The 20,040-nt window shown below is 68.9% G+C and carries 13 protein-coding genes; 2 read left to right on the top strand and 11 right to left on the bottom strand.

The genetic code is table 11. From position 1 onward, the window contains the following. Window positions 1–63: 63 nt before the first annotated feature. From ACVOKU_RS17370 to pilG, 7 genes are all read right to left on the bottom strand, one after another. Window positions 64–528 (bottom strand): chemotaxis protein CheW, encoded by a 465-nt coding sequence (locus ACVOKU_RS17370; RefSeq protein WP_053518915.1) that lies wholly within the window; start codon window positions 526–528, stop codon window positions 64–66. After that, a complete protein-coding gene (locus ACVOKU_RS17375) occupies window positions 525–1,841 on the bottom strand; it encodes a chemotaxis protein CheB (protein WP_481560496.1) in 1,317 nt (438 codons plus the stop codon). The genes ACVOKU_RS17370 and ACVOKU_RS17375 overlap by 4 nt, the downstream gene beginning before the upstream one ends. Then, window positions 1,828–8,364 carry an Hpt domain-containing protein gene (locus ACVOKU_RS17380; RefSeq protein WP_481560497.1) on the bottom strand — a complete coding sequence of 2,179 codons (6,537 nt, stop codon included), beginning with the start codon at window positions 8,362–8,364 and terminating at the stop codon, window positions 1,828–1,830. The genes ACVOKU_RS17375 and ACVOKU_RS17380 overlap by 14 nt, the downstream gene beginning before the upstream one ends. A gap of 100 nt (window positions 8,365–8,464) precedes the next feature. Beyond that, a complete protein-coding gene (locus tag ACVOKU_RS17385) occupies window positions 8,465–10,501 on the bottom strand; it encodes a methyl-accepting chemotaxis protein (protein ID WP_053518921.1) in 2,037 nt (678 codons plus the stop codon). Window positions 10,502–10,542: 41 nt separating this feature from the next. Beyond that, window positions 10,543–11,073 carry a chemotaxis protein CheW gene (locus ACVOKU_RS17390; RefSeq protein WP_053518924.1) on the bottom strand — a complete coding sequence of 177 codons (531 nt, stop codon included), beginning with the start codon at window positions 11,071–11,073 and terminating at the stop codon, window positions 10,543–10,545. Beyond that, a complete protein-coding gene (locus tag ACVOKU_RS17395; RefSeq protein ID WP_053518925.1) occupies window positions 11,073–11,435 on the bottom strand; it encodes a response regulator in 363 nt (120 codons plus the stop codon). Before ACVOKU_RS17395 ends, ACVOKU_RS17390 begins: the two co-directional genes overlap by 1 nt. An 18-nt stretch (window positions 11,436–11,453) precedes the next feature. Then, on the bottom strand, window positions 11,454–11,855 hold the full coding sequence (gene pilG / locus ACVOKU_RS17400; RefSeq protein ID WP_005418455.1) for a twitching motility response regulator PilG: 402 nt from the start codon (window positions 11,853–11,855) through the stop codon (window positions 11,454–11,456). Between the two features lie 241 nt (window positions 11,856–12,096). On the opposite strand from pilG, the gene gshB reads away from it, so the two are divergent. Then, window positions 12,097–13,044 carry a glutathione synthase gene (gene gshB / locus ACVOKU_RS17405; protein ID WP_053518927.1) on the top strand — a complete coding sequence of 316 codons (948 nt, stop codon included), beginning with the start codon at window positions 12,097–12,099 and terminating at the stop codon, window positions 13,042–13,044. After that, window positions 13,044–13,928 carry an energy transducer TonB gene (locus ACVOKU_RS17410; RefSeq protein WP_053518928.1) on the top strand — a complete coding sequence of 295 codons (885 nt, stop codon included), beginning with the start codon at window positions 13,044–13,046 and terminating at the stop codon, window positions 13,926–13,928. Before gshB ends, ACVOKU_RS17410 begins: the two co-directional genes overlap by 1 nt. A 143-nt stretch (window positions 13,929–14,071) precedes the next feature. Here ACVOKU_RS17410 and tsaB read toward each other — a convergent pair whose 3' ends face one another. From tsaB to mrcB, 4 genes are all read right to left on the bottom strand, one after another. After that, the gene (tsaB, locus tag ACVOKU_RS17415; protein ID WP_481560498.1) at window positions 14,072–14,785 is read right to left on the bottom strand and encodes a tRNA (adenosine(37)-N6)-threonylcarbamoyltransferase complex dimerization subunit type 1 TsaB; all 714 of its coding nucleotides are present in this window, start codon (window positions 14,783–14,785) and stop codon (window positions 14,072–14,074) included. A 9-nt stretch (window positions 14,786–14,794) separates the two neighbouring features. Further along, entirely contained in the window at window positions 14,795–16,837 is a 2,043-nt protein-coding gene (gene yoaA / locus ACVOKU_RS17420; protein WP_253118623.1) for a DNA repair helicase YoaA, read from the bottom strand. Between the two features lie 202 nt (window positions 16,838–17,039). After that, complete coding sequence (locus ACVOKU_RS17425; RefSeq protein ID WP_481560499.1) at window positions 17,040–17,579, bottom strand: hypothetical protein; 540 nt, start codon at window positions 17,577–17,579, stop codon at window positions 17,040–17,042. Next, entirely contained in the window at window positions 17,576–20,017 is a 2,442-nt protein-coding gene (mrcB, locus tag ACVOKU_RS17430; RefSeq protein ID WP_481560500.1) for a penicillin-binding protein 1B, read from the bottom strand. Before mrcB ends, ACVOKU_RS17425 begins: the two co-directional genes overlap by 4 nt. Window positions 20,018–20,040 lie beyond the last annotated feature (23 nt).

Genomic DNA, 20,040 nt, shown 5'->3' on the forward strand with positions numbered 1-20,040 from the left:
GGCAACCTGCACGCCAACGGCAGCGCCGGGCCATGCCCGGCGGCCTGTGTCCGGGGGGCGGCCTCAGGCCGCCAGTGAAGCCAGCGCGCTTTCCAGTGCGTCCAGATTCGGCAGCAGCGCGCTCTGCTCACCCAGCAGTACGCGCATGTGCACGATCTGCGGCAGGGTCTCCTCCGACGCATCGGCCAGCAGGCCGTCGCGCGGCACCGAGATCAACTGCGGGAAGTTCTGGGTCAGCAACGCATAATACGGCCGCTGCTGATCGCCGCTGAGCGCCTTCAGTACCACCACCTTGTTGTGGACACCGGCTGCCTCGTCACCCAGCCCCGAAAGCCGTGCGAACGACACCAGCGGCACCTGCCAGCCATGCCAGGCGATCTCGCCGACCAGCCAGCGGGGGGCGTCGGCCACCGGCTGCACCGGCACCCGCGACATCATTTCGGCCACCGTGGCATTGGGCAGCAGCACGCGTTCGTTGCCGGCCTGGATCAGGACACCACGGATTTCATCGTTGCTGGCGTAACTCATGGAGCCTCTCCGTTGTGGTCGCCCTCGCCCCAGCGCGCGGCGATGATCTGCGCCAGTTCCTGCGGTTCGCCAGCGGCCATGCCGGCGGCGACCACGGCGGTGGCCGCGGCCGGGTCGTAGCATCCCTCCCCCACCTGCCCGGCCACCCACGCGCCGGCGGCAGCCAGGTCCAGCGCCGGCCCGACATGGCCCAGATCGGCACCGCTGAGCAGTACCAGCGCCGTGTACTGGGCCGGCAACGCGGCAATCGAGATGCCCTGCGCGTCGTTCAGGAAATGCAGGCCGTCGCTGGCCGCGCGGACGCCGATGTCATCGGCCAGTACATGCACCTGCCCGGGCGTGGCGCGCTGGCCGGCTTCGGCCAGCTGCACCGGCAGCGGCGAGACACGCGCCATCTGCTTGACGAGATTGCCGTAGCGGCCCCCATCCAGGCGCATGTGCACCAGCACCGGCACCGCCAATGCCGAAGGCAGCGCGCCCAGCAGGCGACGCAACGCATCAGGGCCACCGATCCCGGCCAGCACCAGCAGCGCACCGGCGCGTGCGCCGGGCGGGGCGGCCGCATCCAGGTCGACCAGGCTCAGGTGGTCGGTATCGAACGACGATGAGCCCGCCTCGACCTCCGCTGCGGCGTACGCCGGGGTGGCGGCATCGGCCGACTCGTCCACCAGCGACCACGCGGTGTGATCGAACGGCACCGGCGGTACCGCGGGGGGTTCCGTCGGTGCGACCGGCGCTTCCGGCGGTTCGGGCACGACCGGCTGCAGCGCGGCCAGAGCGTGTTCGAACGCGACCGGTTCATGCAGCTGCGCCGGCGGGGCGTACAGGCCGTCGGCTGGCACGTCGTCGGCCCAGCGGTGTGCCTGTTGCAGGTGCGTCTGCAGCGCTGCCTCCTGCGGCGCAGGTGGCGGCGCAGGACGGCCGGGCTCCAGCTGCAGGGCCGGTTCGTCCTCGGCGCCCGGCGGCAGTACCTGCTGGTGTCCATGCAGCTTGGCGGCCAGGTGACGCCCCCAGCGCTGCGCCTCCCAGCCGTTCCGGCGCGCGGCCAGCTCGGCTTCGTCGAACACCAGGGTCAGGCCGGGTGCGGACAGCACCGGTTCCAGGCGTTCCAGGGCGTCCTCGACCGCCGCTTCCAGTGCGATCACCACGAACTGCGGCCGCGCATCATGCAGCGCCTGCGGTTCAAGGCCATTCGGATCGTCTTCCAGCACGATCTGCACGTCGGCGTGCGCCAGTGCTTCGCGCAGGCGCTCACGCGCCGCGCCAGGCCGGGCCAGCAGGGCGACGGCCGGGTTGGCTTCACTCTCGGACACGGGCGATCCCCAGCAGGTCGTACACGTTACGCATCAGGTCCAGCTCCTGATAAGGCTTGCCCAGGTAGCGCTGGACGCCGATCTCGAAAGCACGCTGCCGGTGCTTGTCGCCGCTGCGCGAGGTGATCATCACGATCGGAACGTCCCTGTAACGCGGGTCGGCGCGCATCGCGGTGGCCAGCTCGTAGCCGTCCATGCGCGGCATCTCGATATCCAGCAGCATCAGGTCGGGAACACGCTCCTCCAGCCGCTCCAGCGCTTCCACGCCATCGCGGGCGACGCTGACCTCGAAGTTGTGGCGCTCCAGGATGCGGCCGGTGACCTTGCGCATGGTCAGCGAGTCGTCGACCACCATCACCAGCGGCACCTGCCGTTCCTGACGCGGTGCGTTGACCAGCACCGGCGGCGTCGGGTTGGCCAGGTAACGACGCACCAGCGGCGCCACGTCCAGGATCACCACCACACGGCCATCGCCGGTGATGGTGGCACCGTAGATGCCCGGCACCGATGCGATCTGCAGGCCGACCGGCTTGACCACGATTTCGCGGTTGCCCAGCACCTGGTCGATCGCCACGGCAGCTCGCAGGTCGCCGGCGCGGACCAGCAGCAGCGGTACCTGCGCCTGGCCCTCGGCACGTGCCGGTGCCTGGCCGACCAGGCTGCCCAGGTCGTACAGCGGATAGTCTTCGCCGCTGTAGCGATAGCTGCTGTCGGCGGCCTCGAAGCGCTCGCGCGAGAGGCGGCCGATACCGCTGACCGAAGCCACCGGCACGGCAAAGGTGGTTTCGCCGATCTGCACGAACACGGCCTGGGTAACGGCCAGCGTCTGCGGCAGGCGCAGGGTGAAACGCACGCCCTGGCCACGCACCGATTGGATATCGACCGAACCACCCAGCTGGCGCACTTCATTGCGCACCACGTCCATGCCCACGCCGCGGCCTGCCAGCTGGCTGACCTGGTCGGCGGTGGAGAAGCCCGATGCGAAGATCAGATTGTCCAGTTCGTGATCGGCAGGCTGCGCGTCGGCGGCCAGCAGGCCACGGTCGACCGCGCGGCGACGGATCGCCTCCCGATCCAGGCCGGCGCCGTCATCGGCCACGTCCAGCACGATTTCCGAGCCTTCGCGATGCAGGCGGATGGCAATCTCGCCCTCTTCCGGCTTGCCGGCGGCACGGCGCTGCTCCGGCGCCTCCAGGCCATGGGCCACCGAATTGCGCAGCATGTGCTCCAGCGGCGCGACCATGCGGTCGAGGACGTTGCGGTCCAGTTCGCCATGGGTGCCTTCCAGGGTCAGATGGACCTGCTTGCCGGTGTCGATGCCGGCCTGGCGTACCACGCGGCGCAGACGCGGCACCAGGCCGTCGAACGGCACCATCCGCGCACGCATCAGGCCATCCTGCAGTTCCGAACTGACGCGCGACTGCTGCTGCAGCAAGGCATCGTACTGCCGCGAGAGATCGTCCAGCACGCCCTGCAGGCCGCCCAGATCGGCGGCGGACTCGTTCAGCGCACGGCTGAGCTGCTGCAGGGTGGAGAAGCGGTCCAGTTCCAGCGGATCGAACTTCTGGTCGGCCTGGTCCTGCTCACGCTGGTAGCGGGCAACAATCTGCGCTTCGGTCTCCAGGTCGAGGCGACGCAGCTGGTCGCGCAGACGCGCGTTGGTGCGTTCAAGCTCGCCCATCGCGCCGCGGAAGGCGCCGAGCTGCTGCTCCAGGCGCGACCGGTAGATCGCCACCTCACCTGCGTGATTGACCAGCCGGTCGAGCAGATCCGCGCGCACGCGCACCTGCTCCTGCTGGGGACGTGCCAGCGGATCGTCCTCGACCGTGCTTTCGACCGGCAACGGCGCGGACAGCGGCGCATCGACCAGGGCAACGGTCGCGGGTGCGACAGTGGCCTCAGTCTCCACCGGGCCAGCCGTGCCGACGGCGGCAGCCGCTGCCGGATCGGTGGCGGTACGTGCTTCGAAAGCATCGACCAGGTCCTGCGCCGGCTCCACCACGCGATGCTCGCCGGTACGGGTCAGCAGCTGGTGCAGGCGATCGAAACCGCGCTCGAGCAACTGCACGTCGCGGCGCTCGATCTCGGTGCGCCCCGCCGCGACCACCTCCAGCAGCGATTCGATGCTGTGGCCGAGGTCGCCGATGGCGTTGATGCCGGCCATGCGTGCGCCGCCCTTCAGCGTATGCAGGTCACGCTGCAGGCCGGCAAGCACTTCGCGGTCCTGCGGCGCATCGCGCAGCTCGCTGATCAGGCCATCGCAGTGATCAAGCAGGTCCTTGCCTTCTTCGACGAAGATGTCGACCAGCTCGCGGTCATACACGGTGAAGTCAAGCAGATCGGCAGGCTCCTCGCCCACCCTGCCTTCCGGTTCCGGTTCCGGTTCCGGCATCGGCTCGATCGGCTCGTGTGCCGGCACGTCATCTTCGGCAACCGGACCCTCGACCGGCGTGGAACCGCCCGGTCCGGCAGCGCCGCTGCCCTGGCCCGGCGCGTCTTCCATCTCGAAGAACGGCGACGGCGGCGCGGCTGCCGGCTGCGGATCGACCGCAGGCTCTGCAAGGGACTCCCCGGCATTCACCGTCGCCGGGGACGGCGGGTCGGCGCTCTCTCCTTCACCGACCGCCGTCTCCCCGCCGACGTCCGCATCCTCGGCAAAGGCATCCACCTCGCCCGGCGCGAGTTCGCTGGCCTGCAGGCCGATCACGGGCCACTGCCCGTCGTCGGCCGGCGTCTGCTCTTCGTCGATCACATGCAGGCCGGCCTCGAGCGCAGCTTCCAATGTGACCGGTTCCGCAAAACCCGGCGCAGCCACGTCATCCTGCAGGCTCGACAGCGTGCTGTCGAGTGGCAGTGCAGCAGCGTCATCACTCGCATCGAACCCTTCCACGTCATCCCACGACGTATTCAGGTCGATCGTTTCGATGAATGCGGCGGCGTCCGCCGCCTCATCCGCATCACGGTCATCGACCGGCAGCGCACTGGCGTCCAGGTACGGCGACAGGTCATCCGCGCCTGTCAGCGCGGCGTCTTCGGCCAGCGCGGGGGGCGCATCGGCGACCGCCGGCGACACGACCGCAGCGGATTCATCGGCAGCAGCCGCGACCGGTGGCAGCGTGGCCGCCGCCTCCTGCCCGGTACCCCCCAGAGACGGCCAACCGGCGTCGAAGTAGCGCGAAAGGTCATCGCTGGCCGTGAGCTCGGCCACGTCCAGTCCGTCCTTCGCCGGATCGGCTGCGGGCACGTCATGGGTGTCAGCAGGTGCACTGTCGATCCCGGCGTTGATGTCGGCGTCGATGTCGCTCTGCGCCTCGGCAGGAACCGGCGCGTCCACCTCGTGCGCAGGCGTGCCACCGGTCGCGAGCGCCTCTTCGTCATCCAGCCCCACCAGCGGCCAGCGCGCTTCCGGCAGCTCGCCGGCCAGGGTCTGCAGGCGCTGCACCAGCGCAGGCTGAGGCGCAATGCGCGGCTGCTCCGCCTGCAGTGCTTCCATGGTCGCGGTAATGGCCTGCGCGGTCGCGTCGAGCGCAGCAACACCCTCGTCGCCCGGCACCACATCGGCGGCCAGGGCCCGCTTGATATAGGATTCGGCGCCGCCCGTGACCGCCGTGATCTCCGGCACCTCGGTCATCGCGAAGGCGCCATTCATGGTGTGCACAGCGCGCAGCAGCGCATCGCTCACCGGTTGTGGTGCCTGCTGCGCCGAGCGCAGCCACGCCTGCAGGGTCGCCTGGTGGACCTCCACCTCGGCTTCAAGGATCTCGCGCAGCACGCTGTCGATATTGGCCGGAGTGCCCTCGACCGCGGTCGCGTTCCCCGCGTCGGCTGTCATCGCCGCTTCCGCTTCGAGAATGCGACTGATCTCGTCCTCGCCCACTTCCGTTGCCGGCGCCACTGGTGCGGGCGCCGCAGCCGGCAGTGGCACGTAGAACGTCTCTTCGCCGGCACCCACGCGATCGGCAACGGCCTGCATCGCCTGCAGATCGACACTGATGCGCTGGCCATGACGCAGTGCGTCGCTCAGCTGCGGCAAGGCGGCGTGCGCGTGATCAACCATCGCCAGCACGGCCGGCGTGGCCGGACGGCTGCCGTCAAGCACACGGTTGAGCATGCCTTCGATCTTCCACGCGAACTCGCCCAGCGTCCGCGCACCGACCAGGCGGCCGCTGCCCTTGAGGGTGTGGAAGATGCGGCGGATCGGCCGCAGCCGGTCCAGATTGTCCGGCTGCGCGTGCCATGCCGGCAGCAGCGTTCCGAGGTTGGCACGCTCGTCGTCGAACTCTTCCAGGAACACCTCGCGGATGTCCTCGTCGATGTTCTCCGCATCATCGTCGAAGCCGGCATCGAAGCCCGCTTCGGACGCGGCCGTGATCGCGACCGGCGCGTCGGCGGCCGATGGCATCGGCCGCGGGTTGAAGTCCTCCGCAGCGGCGCTCAGCTCAGCGAAGAACCGGGCATCGGCCTCGCTGAAATCGATCGGTGCGATGGTATCGATCTCGATCAGGGCCACTGCCGGTGCTGCGTCTGCGGCAGGCGACGCGTCCGCGGCGAGGGGGATCGGATCCGCTGGCTCCGCATCAACGATGTCCAGCACCGGATGCAGGTCTGCGTCGTCTTCCAGCACCAGCGTTTCCATCGCATGCAGGGACAGCACGTCGTCGGCGTTGTCCAGTGCATCGGCGTCGAAACGGAATACGACCTCATCAGCCGCCACGTCCGCGGCGCCATGCTCGGCGGCCACCGGATCGAATACCGGCGCCGACGTGATGTCCGGGGTACCGGATCCGGATGCGAACGCCACCGTGTCGTCGCCGGAGACCGACGCTGCATCCGCCATGTCGTCCGCCTGGGACAGCGTCCACTGCGGCACCTCGGCCGGTACCGGATCGATCGTTTCGTCGCTGGCCAAGGCAGGCGCATGGGCATCGTCCGCGCGCCCGGCACCGAATTCCACAGCGGCCAGGTCCCATTGCGGCACGGCCGGGGCCGGTGCGCTGGACGCAGCGAACACCAGCGAGCCACCGGCATCGGGCGTCGTCCCGGGTACCGCGACCGGTGCCGACAACCCACCGAACATCAGCCCGTTGTCGGTCACTGGCGGTGCCGGCGGCGGATCGAAGACGAAGTCCGGCAAGGCGGCAGCCACACTGCCGACGGCGGGCGCGGCCGTGCTCACATCGATGTCGACGTGGCCGGGCTGCAATGGCATCACCTGCAGGTCAACCGCCTCGCGCTCGACCGCCTGCACGCCCTGCGGCGCCTCATCGATCGCGGCGCGCTCCGGCAGCGGCCAGTAGCGCAGCGCTTCCAGGCTGCTGCGGGTGATCTCCAGAATGTCCTCACGGCCCGGACGACGATCACGCAGGGCTTCGAGGTAGTACTCCAGGCTGGCCATGGCGTCGGCGAGCGTATCCAGCTGGCGCCCGCTGGGCACACGCTGGCGACCGATCAGCTCGGCGTCGATGTACTGCTGGACGCCGCGCAGGTAGTCGGCGGCGGTCCCCAGGTCGAGCATCCGCAGTGCACCGGCGACGTCGCCGAGCAGGCGCGGTACGTCCTGCAGTTCCGCGTGGTTCCAGCTGGTTTCGATGAACGCGACAAAGTGCTCGCGGGCCGCAGCGAAATTGGCGATGGCCTCGTGTGCCAGCACCTCGACGGTACGACGGTTCTCCACGGCGGCAGGGTCATCCTCGCCGCTGCCATCCGCACCCAGATGGGCAACCTGGTCATCCAGCGACGCATCGACGTAGAGCAGCGCGCCGGCGATGTCCAGCAACAGGTTCTCGTCGATCTGCTGGCGGCCCTCGACCACGCCGCGCAGCGCGTCGCGCTGCTGCACGACCACGCCGCGGGCCACGCCCAGGCCCATCATGCCCAGCGTATCGGCCACGGCCCCCAGTTCGTCGGCCTGCGTCTGCAGCTGTTCCGCTGCACCGCCGGTGCGCAGATGCAGGTCCAGCGCATCCTTGATGCGCAGCAGCTCTTCCTTCACCGCGCTGCCGACCGTATCGAGCAGTTCGCGGTTGCGCCCGCTCAGGCTGCCGCGCGCATGGTCGAGCTCGGCTTCGGTGGCGGTGACGCTGTCGGGAGCGAACGCGAACAGGACACTCTCGTTGATGCCGGCCGCACCGCGCGCGGCGCGGATGTCATTGAGCAGCGGCAGCAGCACGATCGGAATGTCGCGGTGGCCGTTCTGCAGGCGCTCCAGATAGTCGGGCAGCAGCACGCTGCCGCGCATCAGCGTGGCGCAGGCCTCGTCGCGATCAGACGCCTGGCCGCTGCCGATCGCATTGGCCAGCTGCTCCAGTTCCTCGGCCACCATTGCCGGGGCGTACAGTTCGACCATGCGCAGGGTGCCCTGCACCTGGTGCAGGTGGCCGGCACAGATACGCATGCGGCTGGCATCGGACGGATCCTCGGCGTAGTACTCGACCTCGTTGCGCACCTGGCGCAGGGTCTCGTCCAGCTCGGGCTTGACCCAACCCAGCGCTGCGTGGCTCATCGCATCGCGCAGAGTGCTCATTGACAGGCTCCGGTCGCCGCCGCGCGAAGGCCGCGCTGGATCTGGCGTGGGGAATGGAAATGCTTCATCGACGGGTTCCTTGCTCTTCGCCCTGCCCGCGTCACGCCGGCAGCTTGAAGTCGGCGACCGAACGACGCAGGTCGGCAGCCAGCTGCGCGAGGTGGCCGATCGACTCCGCGGTCTGTCCGGCACCCTGTGAGGTCTGGCCGGTGATCTGGCGGATCACGCCCATCGTGCGGGTGATATCCGACGCGGCTGCGGACTGCTGCTGGGCCGCGATGGAGATGTTCTTGATGAGGGTGTTCAGTGCATTGGACACGCGCTCGATCTCGGTCAGGGCCGTACCGGCGTCTTCGGCCAGACGTGCACCGGACACCACTTCGGCGGTGGTCTGCTCCATCGAGGTGACGGCCTCGTTGGTATCGGCCTGGATGGCCTGCACCAGGTTCTCGATACGGCGCGTGGCGCCCGATGTGCGCTCTGCCAGGCGCTGCACTTCGTCGGCCACGACCGCGAAACCGCGGCCCGCTTCGCCTGCCGACGCGGCCTGCACCGCTGCGTTCAATGCCAGGATGTTGGTCTGTTCGGAAATGTCGTTGATCAGTTCCACGATCGAGCCGATCTCCTGCGACGACTCACCCAGGCGTTTGATGCGCTTGGACGTTTCCTGGATCTGGTCGCGGATCTGGTCCATGCCCTGGATGGTCTCGCGGACCACGCCGGCACCCTCGGCGGCAATCACCACCGAGCGCTGAGCCACGTCGGCCGATTCGGCCGAGTTGCGCGAAACCTGCTCGATGCTCGCTGCGATTTCGCCGATGCGGTCCGAGGCCGAGGTGATCTGGTTGGCCTGGTGGCCGGCTGCTTCTGCCAGCTGCATGGCCGTCGCCTGGGTTTCCTGGGTGGACAGCGCGACCTTGGCCGAGGTGTCGTTGATGGTCGTCACCAGGTGGCGCAGCTCGTCGACGGCGTAGTTGATCGCGTCGGCGATGGCGCCGGTCATGTCCTCGGTCACCGACGCCTTGACGGTCAGGTCGCCCTCACCCAGCGAGGAGATTTCGTCCAGCAGGCGCATGATCGCCTGCTGGTTGCGGCTGTTGAACTCCACCTGGGTCTGGTAGCGCAGCTCCTGCTCACGCGAGCGGCTGCGCACGTTGGTGGAGACGAAACCGATGATCGCGATCAGCGACAGCGCACCGGACGCTACGCCGATCCAGAAATTCGGGAACAGGCGGGTATCGGACACCGAGCCGAACGAAGAGAAGGCTTCGAACAGCTTGCGGCTGTCATCCAGCATGTGCGCCGAGCCCTGGCCCAGCGCGGTGGCCGCCGACTGCGCGGCGAACAGCTGGCGCGAGCTGGCCAGGATCGCATCGGCATCGGCCTTCATCGCCTGCCACTGGGTGTGCGACTGCTCCAGCGCGGCCACGGCGGCCGGGCCACGCACGGCGGTGATGCCCAGTTCCTCGTTGCCGTTGCGCAGGCCGTCGAGCACCTGCGAGAACACGGTGATGTCACGCGCCAGTGCGTCGCCCGCGGCGGCCGCCGAAGAGCCGCCCGCACGCATTTCGGTGACCCGACGGGCCATCGAGCCGGCCACCACGACCTGCTGCAACGCGCTGTATACCTGCGCGGCCGGTGCACCCGAAGCCGACATCGCGCGCACCACCTCGTTCAGCTGCGCCTGCAGCCCCGGCACCGCGCCAGTGAAGTTGTTGGCATTGCCGGCCAGGGCCAGCACCGCCGGCTCGCTGGCGACCAGCTGCCCGGCCTGCTTGCCCAGCGGCGCCCAGGTTTCACCCAGCGTCGAGATCGCCCGCGACACGCCCGGTTCCTTGCCGTAGCGCCCCTGCAGCGTCGAAACATTCTGTTCGATCGCGTTGCGGGTGGCCTTGAAGGCAGTGAACGCCTGGGCATTGCCGCCCACCGCGTCACGGCCCTGGTTGGCCAGCTGCTGCGACAGCACCTGCAGGTCCGCGGCCTTGGAACCGGCATCGGCCAGGCGGCTGCCCTGCCAGGTCGCCACGCCGGTATTGACGCCGAACAGGATCATCGATGCCAGCAGCAGGGCCAGCCAGAGGTTGCTGCCGCCCAGCCGAAGCTTGCCGGTCTTGGTGGCGTCCGAAGCAGTACTCATCGTTCAACCTCGATCTTCAGTGCAGGGGGCGATGCCCGGCCTCAGGCCGCGGCTTGCCGGAATTCAGGAGTGCGCGACAGCAGCGAGAGCGAGAACACGCCCCAGTCCTGGCCGTCAGCATGGAAACCGCGCTCGACGAAGTGCCCGTAACGACCCTCGGCCAGGCTGCCGGCCTCGATCTGCTGGTCCGCTTCGAAGCTGCGCTGGCCGAACAGTTCGTCGATGGTCAGTGCGACGTCACCGCCGGCCTGGCGCATGATCAGCACGCGCTGCCCTTCCTGCTGCACGGTGCGTGTGCCTTCCAGGAAGTACTTCAGGTCGACCACCGGGAACAGGTTGCCGCGCAGGTTGCCCACGCCCAGCAGCCAGGGCTGCGCGCAGGGCACGGGCGTGACCGGCGGCATCGGCACGATCTCCACCACTTCACGGAAATCGGACACCAGCCGGCGCTGGCCGACGCGGTAGCCGACGCCTCGCCACAGGTCCTGGACGAATTGCCGGCCCGGCAGCTGCACCGCATGGGCCAGGCTGCGCCGTTCGTAGGCTTCGAGAATGTCGAAAGGCGAGCGCATCAGGCCACCAGTTCGTTGATACGCGCGATCAGTTCATCCTCGCGCGGCGGCTTGACGATGTAGTCGGCCGCACCCTGGCGCAGCCCCCACGCCTTGTCGGTCTCCATCGCCTTGGTACTGACGATGATCACCGGGATGTGCCGGGTCGCGGCGTCGCGGGCCATCGCCCGGGTAGCCTGGAAACCGCTCATGCCCGGCAGGACCACGTCCATCAGCACCAGCTGCGGCACCTGGTCGCGGACAAGCTGCAGGCCATCCTCGGCGTTGTCCGCTTCCAGCACCTCGTGGCCGGCACGGCGCAGCCACTGGGTGAACACCGCGCGGTCGGTCGGTGAATCCTCGATCAGGACGATACGAGCCATTGTGCCTTTCCCCCCTGGTCAGGCGTTGACGTATGTGCGGATGGCACCCAGCAGTTCTTCGCGCGTAAAAGGCTTGGTCAGGTACTGCTCCGACCCGACGATGCGCCCCCGCGCCTTGTCGAACAGGCCATCCTTGGACGACAGCATGATCACCGGGGTCGCCTTGAACAGCTGGTTCCCCTTGATCAGCGCGCAGGTCTGATAGCCATCCAGACGCGGCATCATGATGTCGACGAAGATGATCTGCGGCTGCTGGTCGGCGATCTTCGCCAGCGCTTCAAAGCCGTCGGTGGCGGTGACCACCTCGCAGCCTTCGCGCTTGAGCAGCGTTTCCGCAGTCCTGCGGATGGTCTTCGAATCATCGATGACCATCACCCGGAGTCCTGCGAGTTCCCCGCCCGCAGTCGTGTTTTCAGTCATTGCCTATCCCCAAGCGCACGGCCCGGTCTCAGGCGGGGGCCGCTACGAAAGCGTATCTATATCGCACTTTCCGCGCCCGCTTCAAGGCCGGCCCATCACGCGGGCCGTGCTACCGGGCTGAACGTGACGGGGTTCGCATACGGTGCGCGGCCCGGCGGACGGACGCAGCGTTGCATCGCCGCAGGGAGGCGCACGGCGGGCGTTGCCGCTACCATCAACGCCTTGCCTGACAGGTGCGCCCATGCCGTTGAACGTCATCGTGGTGATGGACCCCATCGCCCACATCAAGATCGCCAAGGACACCACCTTCGCCATGCTGCTGGAAGCCCAGCGCCGCGGCCATGCCCTGCACTACGTGCGGCCGGGCGGACTGGCCCTGGAAGGTGGCGTGGCGGTGGCCCAGACCGCCCCGCTGCGGGTCCGCGACGACCCCGCCGGCTGGTACGAGCTGGGCGGGTTCAGCCGGACCGAGTTCGGTCCCGGCCAGATCGTGCTGATGCGCAAGGATCCGCCGGTCGATGCCGAGTACGTCTACGACACCCAGGTGCTGGACGTGGCCGCGGCGGCCGGCGCCTGCGTGGTCAACAATCCGCAGGGCCTGCGCGACTACAACGAGAAACTGGCCGCGCTGCTGTTCCCGCAGTGCTGTCCGCCGACCCTGGTCAGCCGCGACGCCAAGGCATTGAAGGCCTTCGCGCTGGAACATGGCCAAGCCGTGCTGAAGCCCCTGGATGGCATGGGAGGCCGCTCGATCTTCCGCAGCGGCCAGGGCGACCCGAACCTGAATGTGATCCTGGAAACGTTGACCGACGGCGGACGCAGGCTGGCGCTGGCACAGAAGTTCATCCCGGACATCAGTGCCGGCGACAAGCGCATCCTGCTGATTGACGGCGAGCCGGTCGACTACTGCCTGGCGCGCATTCCGCAGGGCGACGAGTTCCGCGGCAACCTGGCCGCTGGCGGACGCGGCGAAGGCCGTCCGCTGAGCGAGCGCGACCGCTGGATCGCCGCGCAGGTGGGACCGGAAATGAAGCGCCGCGGCATGCGCTTCGTCGGCCTGGATGTGATCGGCGACTACCTGACCGAAGTCAACGTCACCAGCCCCACCTGCGTGCGCGAACTGGACGCGCAGTACGGCCTGAACATCGCCGGCACGCTGTTCGACGCGCTCGAGGCCGGCCTGCGCTGATGCCCGCCGCACCCGCCGTCCTGCCACCGCCGCCGCGCGAAGCGCAGCGGCTGGGTGCCACCCTCACCCTGTCGGTGCTGGTCCACGTCCTGCTGATTCTGGGGGTGGGTTTCGCCGTGAAGGGCGAGGCCCCCCTGGTGCCCACGCTGGAAGTGATCTTCAGCCAGACCCGCACCGCGCTGACGCCGAAGCAGGCGGACTTCCTGGCCGCCGCCAGCCAGGAGGGCGGCGGTGACCACGACCGCGCGCAGCGTCCGCGCGACAACCAGGCCGGGATCGTGCCGCAGGCGCAGGCCGGGGTCAGCCCGGTGCCACAGCAGCAGCAATCCGCAGCGCCCGTGCCACCGCCGCAGGCACGTGTGGTCAGCAGCCGCAATGGCCAGGACACGGTGGCACGTGCGCAGGCCCAGCCAACGCCACTGGAACCGGTGCCGGACGCACCGATGACCGCACGCGAGCAGCGCGATGCGGAGATGGCGCGGCTGGCGGCCGAGGTCCACCTGCGCTCGGCGCAGTACGCCAAGCGACCGAACCGCAAATTCGTCTCGGCCAGCACGCGCGAGTATGCCTATGCCAATTACCTGCGCGCCTGGGTCGACCGCGCCGAGCAGGTGGGCAACCTGAACTATCCGGACGAGGCGCGGCAACGCCGTCTCGGCGGCCAGGTGGTCATCAGTGTTGGCGTGCGTCGCGATGGCAGTGTGGAAAGCAGCCGCATCCTGCGTTCAAGCGGAACACCGCTGCTGGATGAGGCCGCGCTGCGGGTGGTGACGCTGGCACAGCCGTTCCCGCCGCTGCCGCGTACCGAGGACGGGATCGACATCCTGCAGGTCACCCGCACGTGGGTGTTCCTGCCCGGCGGCGAACTGCGCGACGACCGGTAGGGGGGTGTTGCCCGGGCCTGCGGCCCGGGACCCGCTGAAGGCAACGGCAACGGCAACGTCAACAGCAAAAGCGGCGTCAGTGTAGTGACGCCTGGCGGGGCGGTGCCGGGCGGCGGGGACGCCGCAGGTTCGTCTGTGCAGGCTCAGCCGTTGGCCTTCGCCTTGGCCTCGCGCGCGGCCTGCTGCTCGACCAGGGTCAAGGCCACGTTGTCACGCAGGTAGGCCGGTTCCACCCTCTCCGGCGCGATGCCCTCGCCACGTGCCAAGGCCGGCACCGCCAACGCCAGTACGTCCGATGCCCGCGGCAGCGCCGTGGCGTCGAACCCGTGAAGGCGCGCCCCCAGCTGCGTGACCAGCGCGCCCTCGGCCGCACCGAATCCAGTGCCGACGCCGAACACCGACAGATCATCCGGCACCGCCACTGCGGCCGGTGCGCACACCCGTTCTGCATCGCACGGCATCGGCAGGCCGTCCACGCGCTCGAAACGCGCGACGTAGAGTTCGCCCATCCGTGCGTCGATCGCCGACAGGATCTGCGTTTCTTCTGCCGGCGCACGCAGCGCCAGCACCTGCAGGGTCGATACCGGCAGCAGCGGACGGTCCAACGCCAGTGCGATGCCCTGGGCAAGGGCGATCGCCAGGCGCACCCCGGTGAAGGCACCCGGACCACGACTGAGTGCGATGCCATCGAGCTGGCGGCGGCTGATACCGGCCTCGGCCAGCAGCGCGTCGGCCCACGGCAGGCTCAGCTCGGCATGCCGGCGCGGGGCGATCTCGAAGCGTTCCAGGACCCGCCCGTCCACGTGCAGGGCAACGGAACAGGCTTCGGTGGCGGTTTCAAAGGCGAGCAGTTTCATCGGGTCGGATCAGAACAGGGGAAACGTGCCACCCGGGGCGGGGTGCGTGGCCGCCACAGGGACGTCCGGCGCTCCAGCATCGGTGGCGGGGTGCCATTGTGGCGCAAAGAAGGACTGCACATCGGCCAGACTGCGGGTACGGCGGAAAGGTGGCAGCGAGTCGAGGAAGACCCGGCCATAACCACGGTTGAGCAGCCGCGGGTCGCACAGCACCAGCACGCCGCGATCGCTCTCACTGCGGATCAGCCGGCCGACGCCCTGCTTCAGCGCAATCACGGCCTGCGGCAGCTGCTCGTCGCGGAACGGATTGCCCCCCTGGCTGCGGATCGCCTCCAGCCGCGCCTCGTAGACCGGATCGTCCGGCGCGGCAAAGGGCAGCTTGTCGATCACCACGACGCTCAATGCTTCGCCGACCACGTCCACCCCTTCGCGGAAACTGGCCGAGCCCAGCAGCACGCCGTTGCCGGAGTCGCGGAACTGCTGCAGCAGCGTGGCGCGTGGCGCCTCGCCCTGCACGAACAGCGGCCACGGCCCATCGCGCAGCGCCTCGGCCGCTTCGCGCAGGGCCCGGTGCGAGGCGAACAGCAGGAATGCCCGGCCCTGCGAGGCCTGCAGCACCGGCCGCAGGACCTGGATGAGCGAGGTGCCGAACCCCCGCGCGGCGGGATCGGGCAGGCCTTCGGGCAGGTAGCACAGTGCCTGCTCGGGCCAGTTGAATGGACTGGACTGGACCAGTGTCTGCGGATCATCCAGGCCGAGCCGGCGGGCGATGTGATCGAAGCCACCGCCGACGGTCAGCGTCGCCGACGTGAAGATCCATGCGGCACGACTGCGCTCGCGATGCTCGCGCAGCGGACCGGACACATCCATCGGCGTACGCTGGCAGCGGAATCCGCGCGGGGTAAGTTCGTACCAGAGCACATCGGCGCTCGCCGCCTGCGCAGGGTCGGCATCGAAATCAAGCGCCGGTTCGTCATCGCCCAGCCAGCGCCCCAGACGCGATACCGCCTCGCGCGCCCGTGCGTGGCAAGCGTCGAGGCCTGCGGCGGCTTCGCGCAGCGGCTGCAGCGCCTGCTCCAGATTCACCAGACCGGTCATCACCGCATCAAAGCCATCGCGCACCTGCGGCATCGCCAGTGCGCGCCACTGCGTGCCACGGGATGGCAGGCCATCCATGGCCGAGCGCAGCGCACGCAGTGCCTCCTGCAGCTGATCGACCGGCGCCTGCAGCGCTGACTGTGCGCCACCGACACCGCGCGCCTCGGCCAGGCAGTCCCGGCCCAGCTCCTGCCAGGGTCGCATGCCGAAGCCCTCACCGAAGAACTGCGCTGCCAGTTCAGGCAGCTGGTGCGCCTCGTCGATGACGAAGGCCTGTGCGCCCGGCAGCAGCTCTCCGAAGCCCTCCTGCTTCAACGCAAGATCGGCCAGCAGCAGATGATGGTTGACCACCACCACGTCCGCGGCCTGTGCGCGTTGCCGCGCGCGCACCACGAAGCAGTCATCCCAGAACGGACACTCGGTGCCCAGGCAGTTGTCGACGGTGGAGGTGACCATCGGCAGCAAGGGTGAGTCATCGGCCAGGCCTTCCAGTTCCGCGATGTCGCCATGTTCGGAACGACCGGACCAGGCCAGGATGCGCTGGAACTGCGCCGCCTGCTCCGGGCTGGAGAAGCGTGGCTCGCCACGCGCCTGCTGCAGGCGGTAACGGCACAGGTAATTGCTGCGCCCCTTCAGCAGCGCGCTGCGCAGGCCGACCCCCAGTGCCTGGCGCACGCGTGGCAGGTCGCGATGGTAGAGCTGGTCCTGCAGTGCACGGGTACCGGTGGAAATGATCGTACGCAGGCCGGACAGCAGCACCGGCACCAGGTAGGCGAAGGTCTTGCCGGTGCCGGTGCCGGCCTCGGCCAGCAGCAGGTCGCGCTGCTGCAGCGCATCGGCGATGGCCTCGGTCAGGCGCAGCTGTGCCGGACGCGGGACGAAGGCATCCAGGTGCGAGGCAAGCGCGCCGCCTGCGCTGAGTGCTTCGCGGCTGGCGTGGACAAGGTCGGACATCAGACGGAAAGGATACCGGGCCGGGCGCTGCCCGGCACCCGTTTGTAGCGTCGAGCTTGCTCGACTGAACTGGAAGGGGTCAGAGCCGTTTCCTTTCGGAAAACGGCTCTGACCCCATCGCGAGCGCGCGACCGGCTTCTGATCTTTCTGTTCTCGCCCGCGGCCCGCGCGGCGTGTGACGCGCCCGATGGAGGGGAATACCTCAGTACCGCTTGATCCCCGGTACCGTGCACCCTTCCAGCTGTGCATGCGCCGACACAGCGTTCTCCTTCTCCCCGCGCGCCAGCCGTGACTGCTCGATCGTCGCCCAGTGGCGCCGGCACAGCGGCCCGGTCTTCGACCCCAGATCGATGGCCCTGCGCGCGAACGTCTCCGCCTCCGACCACTTGCCCTGCAGCAGGGCGATTTCGGCCCGCTCCTGCAGCACTGCGGGGTCTGCGGCGACGATCTGCAGCGCCTGGTCCAGGCTGGCGGCGGCGGCCGGCAGATCGTTGGCCTGGCGCTGCGTCAGCGCGGTCTGGCGCAGATCCTCAACCTGTGGATCGCGCAGCGGCTGCACCGACAGTTCCTTGTCATCGGGTCCCGCCGCCGCTTCGACCGCAGCCAGGCGCTGCACCGGCGTGGTGGTAGCGGCGACCGGCTTGACCACCGGCGGCGCGCTGCTGACACAGGCGGCCAGCACCACAGTGAGGCCGGCCAGGGTGAGCGGATGCAGGAAGGTTCGAAGCGTCATCGGATTCATCGACTCGGAGGAGGAGTGGTCGCCGCCGGCGTGGCTGCGGGTTCTTCCGCCGGTTCCGGCTTGCGATCCAGGCCGAACCAGCTGCGCCAGCCACCGCCTTCGCTGCCGGCACCGTCCTGGGCTTCGGGCGAAACCGCCGGCGCGCAGGGCGCATATGCCGGCGCATAGCCGACCACGAACGGGAAGCGCCGCGCGCCCGGACAACCCTCATCGGTACTGTTGGTGCCGCTGGCGGCGATCGGCTGCCAGTCCAGCCCCTTGTTGCTGACCCGCAGCGGCGCGCTCGGCAGGCGCTGGAAGATGCCCGACCACACGCGCATCGCACCGGTGGCGCCATACAGCCCGGCCTGCTCGTTCTGGTCGTTGCCCATCCAGATCACCGCCAGGTGGTCGCCGGTGTAGCCGGCATACCAGCTGTCGCGGCCATCATTGGTGGTACCGGTCTTGCCGGCCGGCTGCAGGCGTCCCAGGCCGTCTGCGTTGAGGCGCTGCGCGGTGCCGCTGGCAACCACCTGCTGCAGGCCGATGCTGATCAGGTTGGCCGCGATCGAATCGCCTTCCTGTGCCGGCGCAGGCGACTTGTCATAGCGCTTGAGCAGTTTGCCCTGCGGATCAAGCACGCCACGCACCGCGTGCAACGGCTGGATCTCGCCGCCCGAGGCCAGGAACTGGTACAGCTGCGCCATCGCATACGGGCTCTGGTCGGTCGAGCCGAGAATCACGGCCGGATTCGGTTCGGCCTTGATGCCGGCCAGCACGTGGATCAGCTGGGTCACACGCTCTGGACCGACCTGCATGCCGACCCGCACCGTGGCCTGGTTGTAGGAATTGGCCAGCGCATCGATCAGCCGCACGGTGCCATGGCTGCGGTTGTCCGCATTGCCCGGGCTCCAGTTGCGGCCACGGCTCAACTGGACGGTCACCGGCGAATCGTCAACCCAGCTCGCCAGCGAGTAGCGGTCCGGCTGGGCCAGCGCCAGCAGGTACACGAACGGCTTGAGCAGCGAGCCGACCGGGCGCTGCGCCTCGATGGCGCGGTTGAAGCCGACCTCGGAGACCTCGCGGCTGCCGATCACTGCCAGCACGTCGCCGTTATGCACGTCGGTCAGCACCATGCCGGCCTGCAGCTCGGGACGGCGCTTGCTCTCCAGCGACTTGATGGTACGGGTCACAGCGCCTTCGGCGTAGGCCTGCGCCGACGGCGACATGCCGGTCATGACGCTCAGGCCCGCGCCCTGCAGTGCGGACTCGGGATAATCGTGGCCGAGCTGGCGACGGACCAGATCGACATAGGCCGGGAAGCGGTTGGCGGCGACCAGGCCCGGTGTCTTCGGCACCCCCAGCGGAGCCTTCAGCGCCCGCTGGTATTCGGCATCGTCGATCAGCGCCGCTTCGCGCAGCTTGCCCAGCACGAAGTTGCGACGATCCAGCGCACGTTCCGGGTTGCGTCGCGGGTCGTAGTAGGACGGGCCCTTGACCAGGCCGATCAACAGCGCGATGTGCTCGGTTTCCAGCGACGACAGGTCGCGGCCGAACCAGAACTCGGCGCCGGAGGACATGCCGTGGATCGCCTGGCTGCCGCGCTGGCCCAGGTACACCTGGTTCAGATACGCCTCGAAAATGGTGCGCTTGTCGTAACGCGCTTCCATGATCAACGCGTACAGCACTTCATTGAACTTGCGGGTGAGGGTCTGCTCCTTGCCGATGCCGAGCAGGCCGCTGCGGGCCAGCTGCTGGGTGAGCGTGGACGCACCCTGCCGGCTCTGCCCGCCGGAACGGACGGTCACCCAGACCGCACGGGCGATGCCCGACAGGTCGATGCCGTGATGGCGGTTGAAGTCCTTGTCCTCCACCGCCTGCAGGCCGGTCACCAGCAGGTCCGGCGCCTCGTCCATGCGGATCAGGCGACGCTCTTCCTGCTTCTGGCCGTACAGCGTGGCGATGCGTGCCGGATCCAGGCGGGCGGCCTTGAGCGCCTTGCGGCTGTCGGCATCGTGCAGCGACGCGACGGTGCCGCCAGCGAGCGACAGCTCGACGCGACGTGCGGCCACCCGGCCATCGACGTCGGCGTAGCCACGGCTGGCAATGACGAAGCGGCCCCCCTTCACGGCGTAGGTAGCCGGCTCCCTGCCTTCGCCGTCATCGCGGTAGGCGGACGCGGCCAGTTCGGTCTTCAGGGTCGCCGCATCCATCGCCTTGCCGGGCGTCAGCACCAGCGGGCGGGCGTAGACACGGGTCGGGATCTGCCAGCGCAGCTCTCCGAAACGCTGGGTCACCTGCTGGTTGAGGTACAGGGTGTACGGGATCAGGAAACCCAGTCCCAGTGCGACCGCTGCCATGCTCCAGGTGATCAGCCTGCGCCGCCAGGGCGAGCTGCCGCCCTCCTGGTCGTCGTCGTCGAAATCGTCGTGGTCGTCGGAATCGTAGCGTCGGGGCACGGGAAAAGCATGGCAGGGGCGTC

It is taken from the genome of Stenotrophomonas sp. STEN147, from assembly GCF_056757995.1.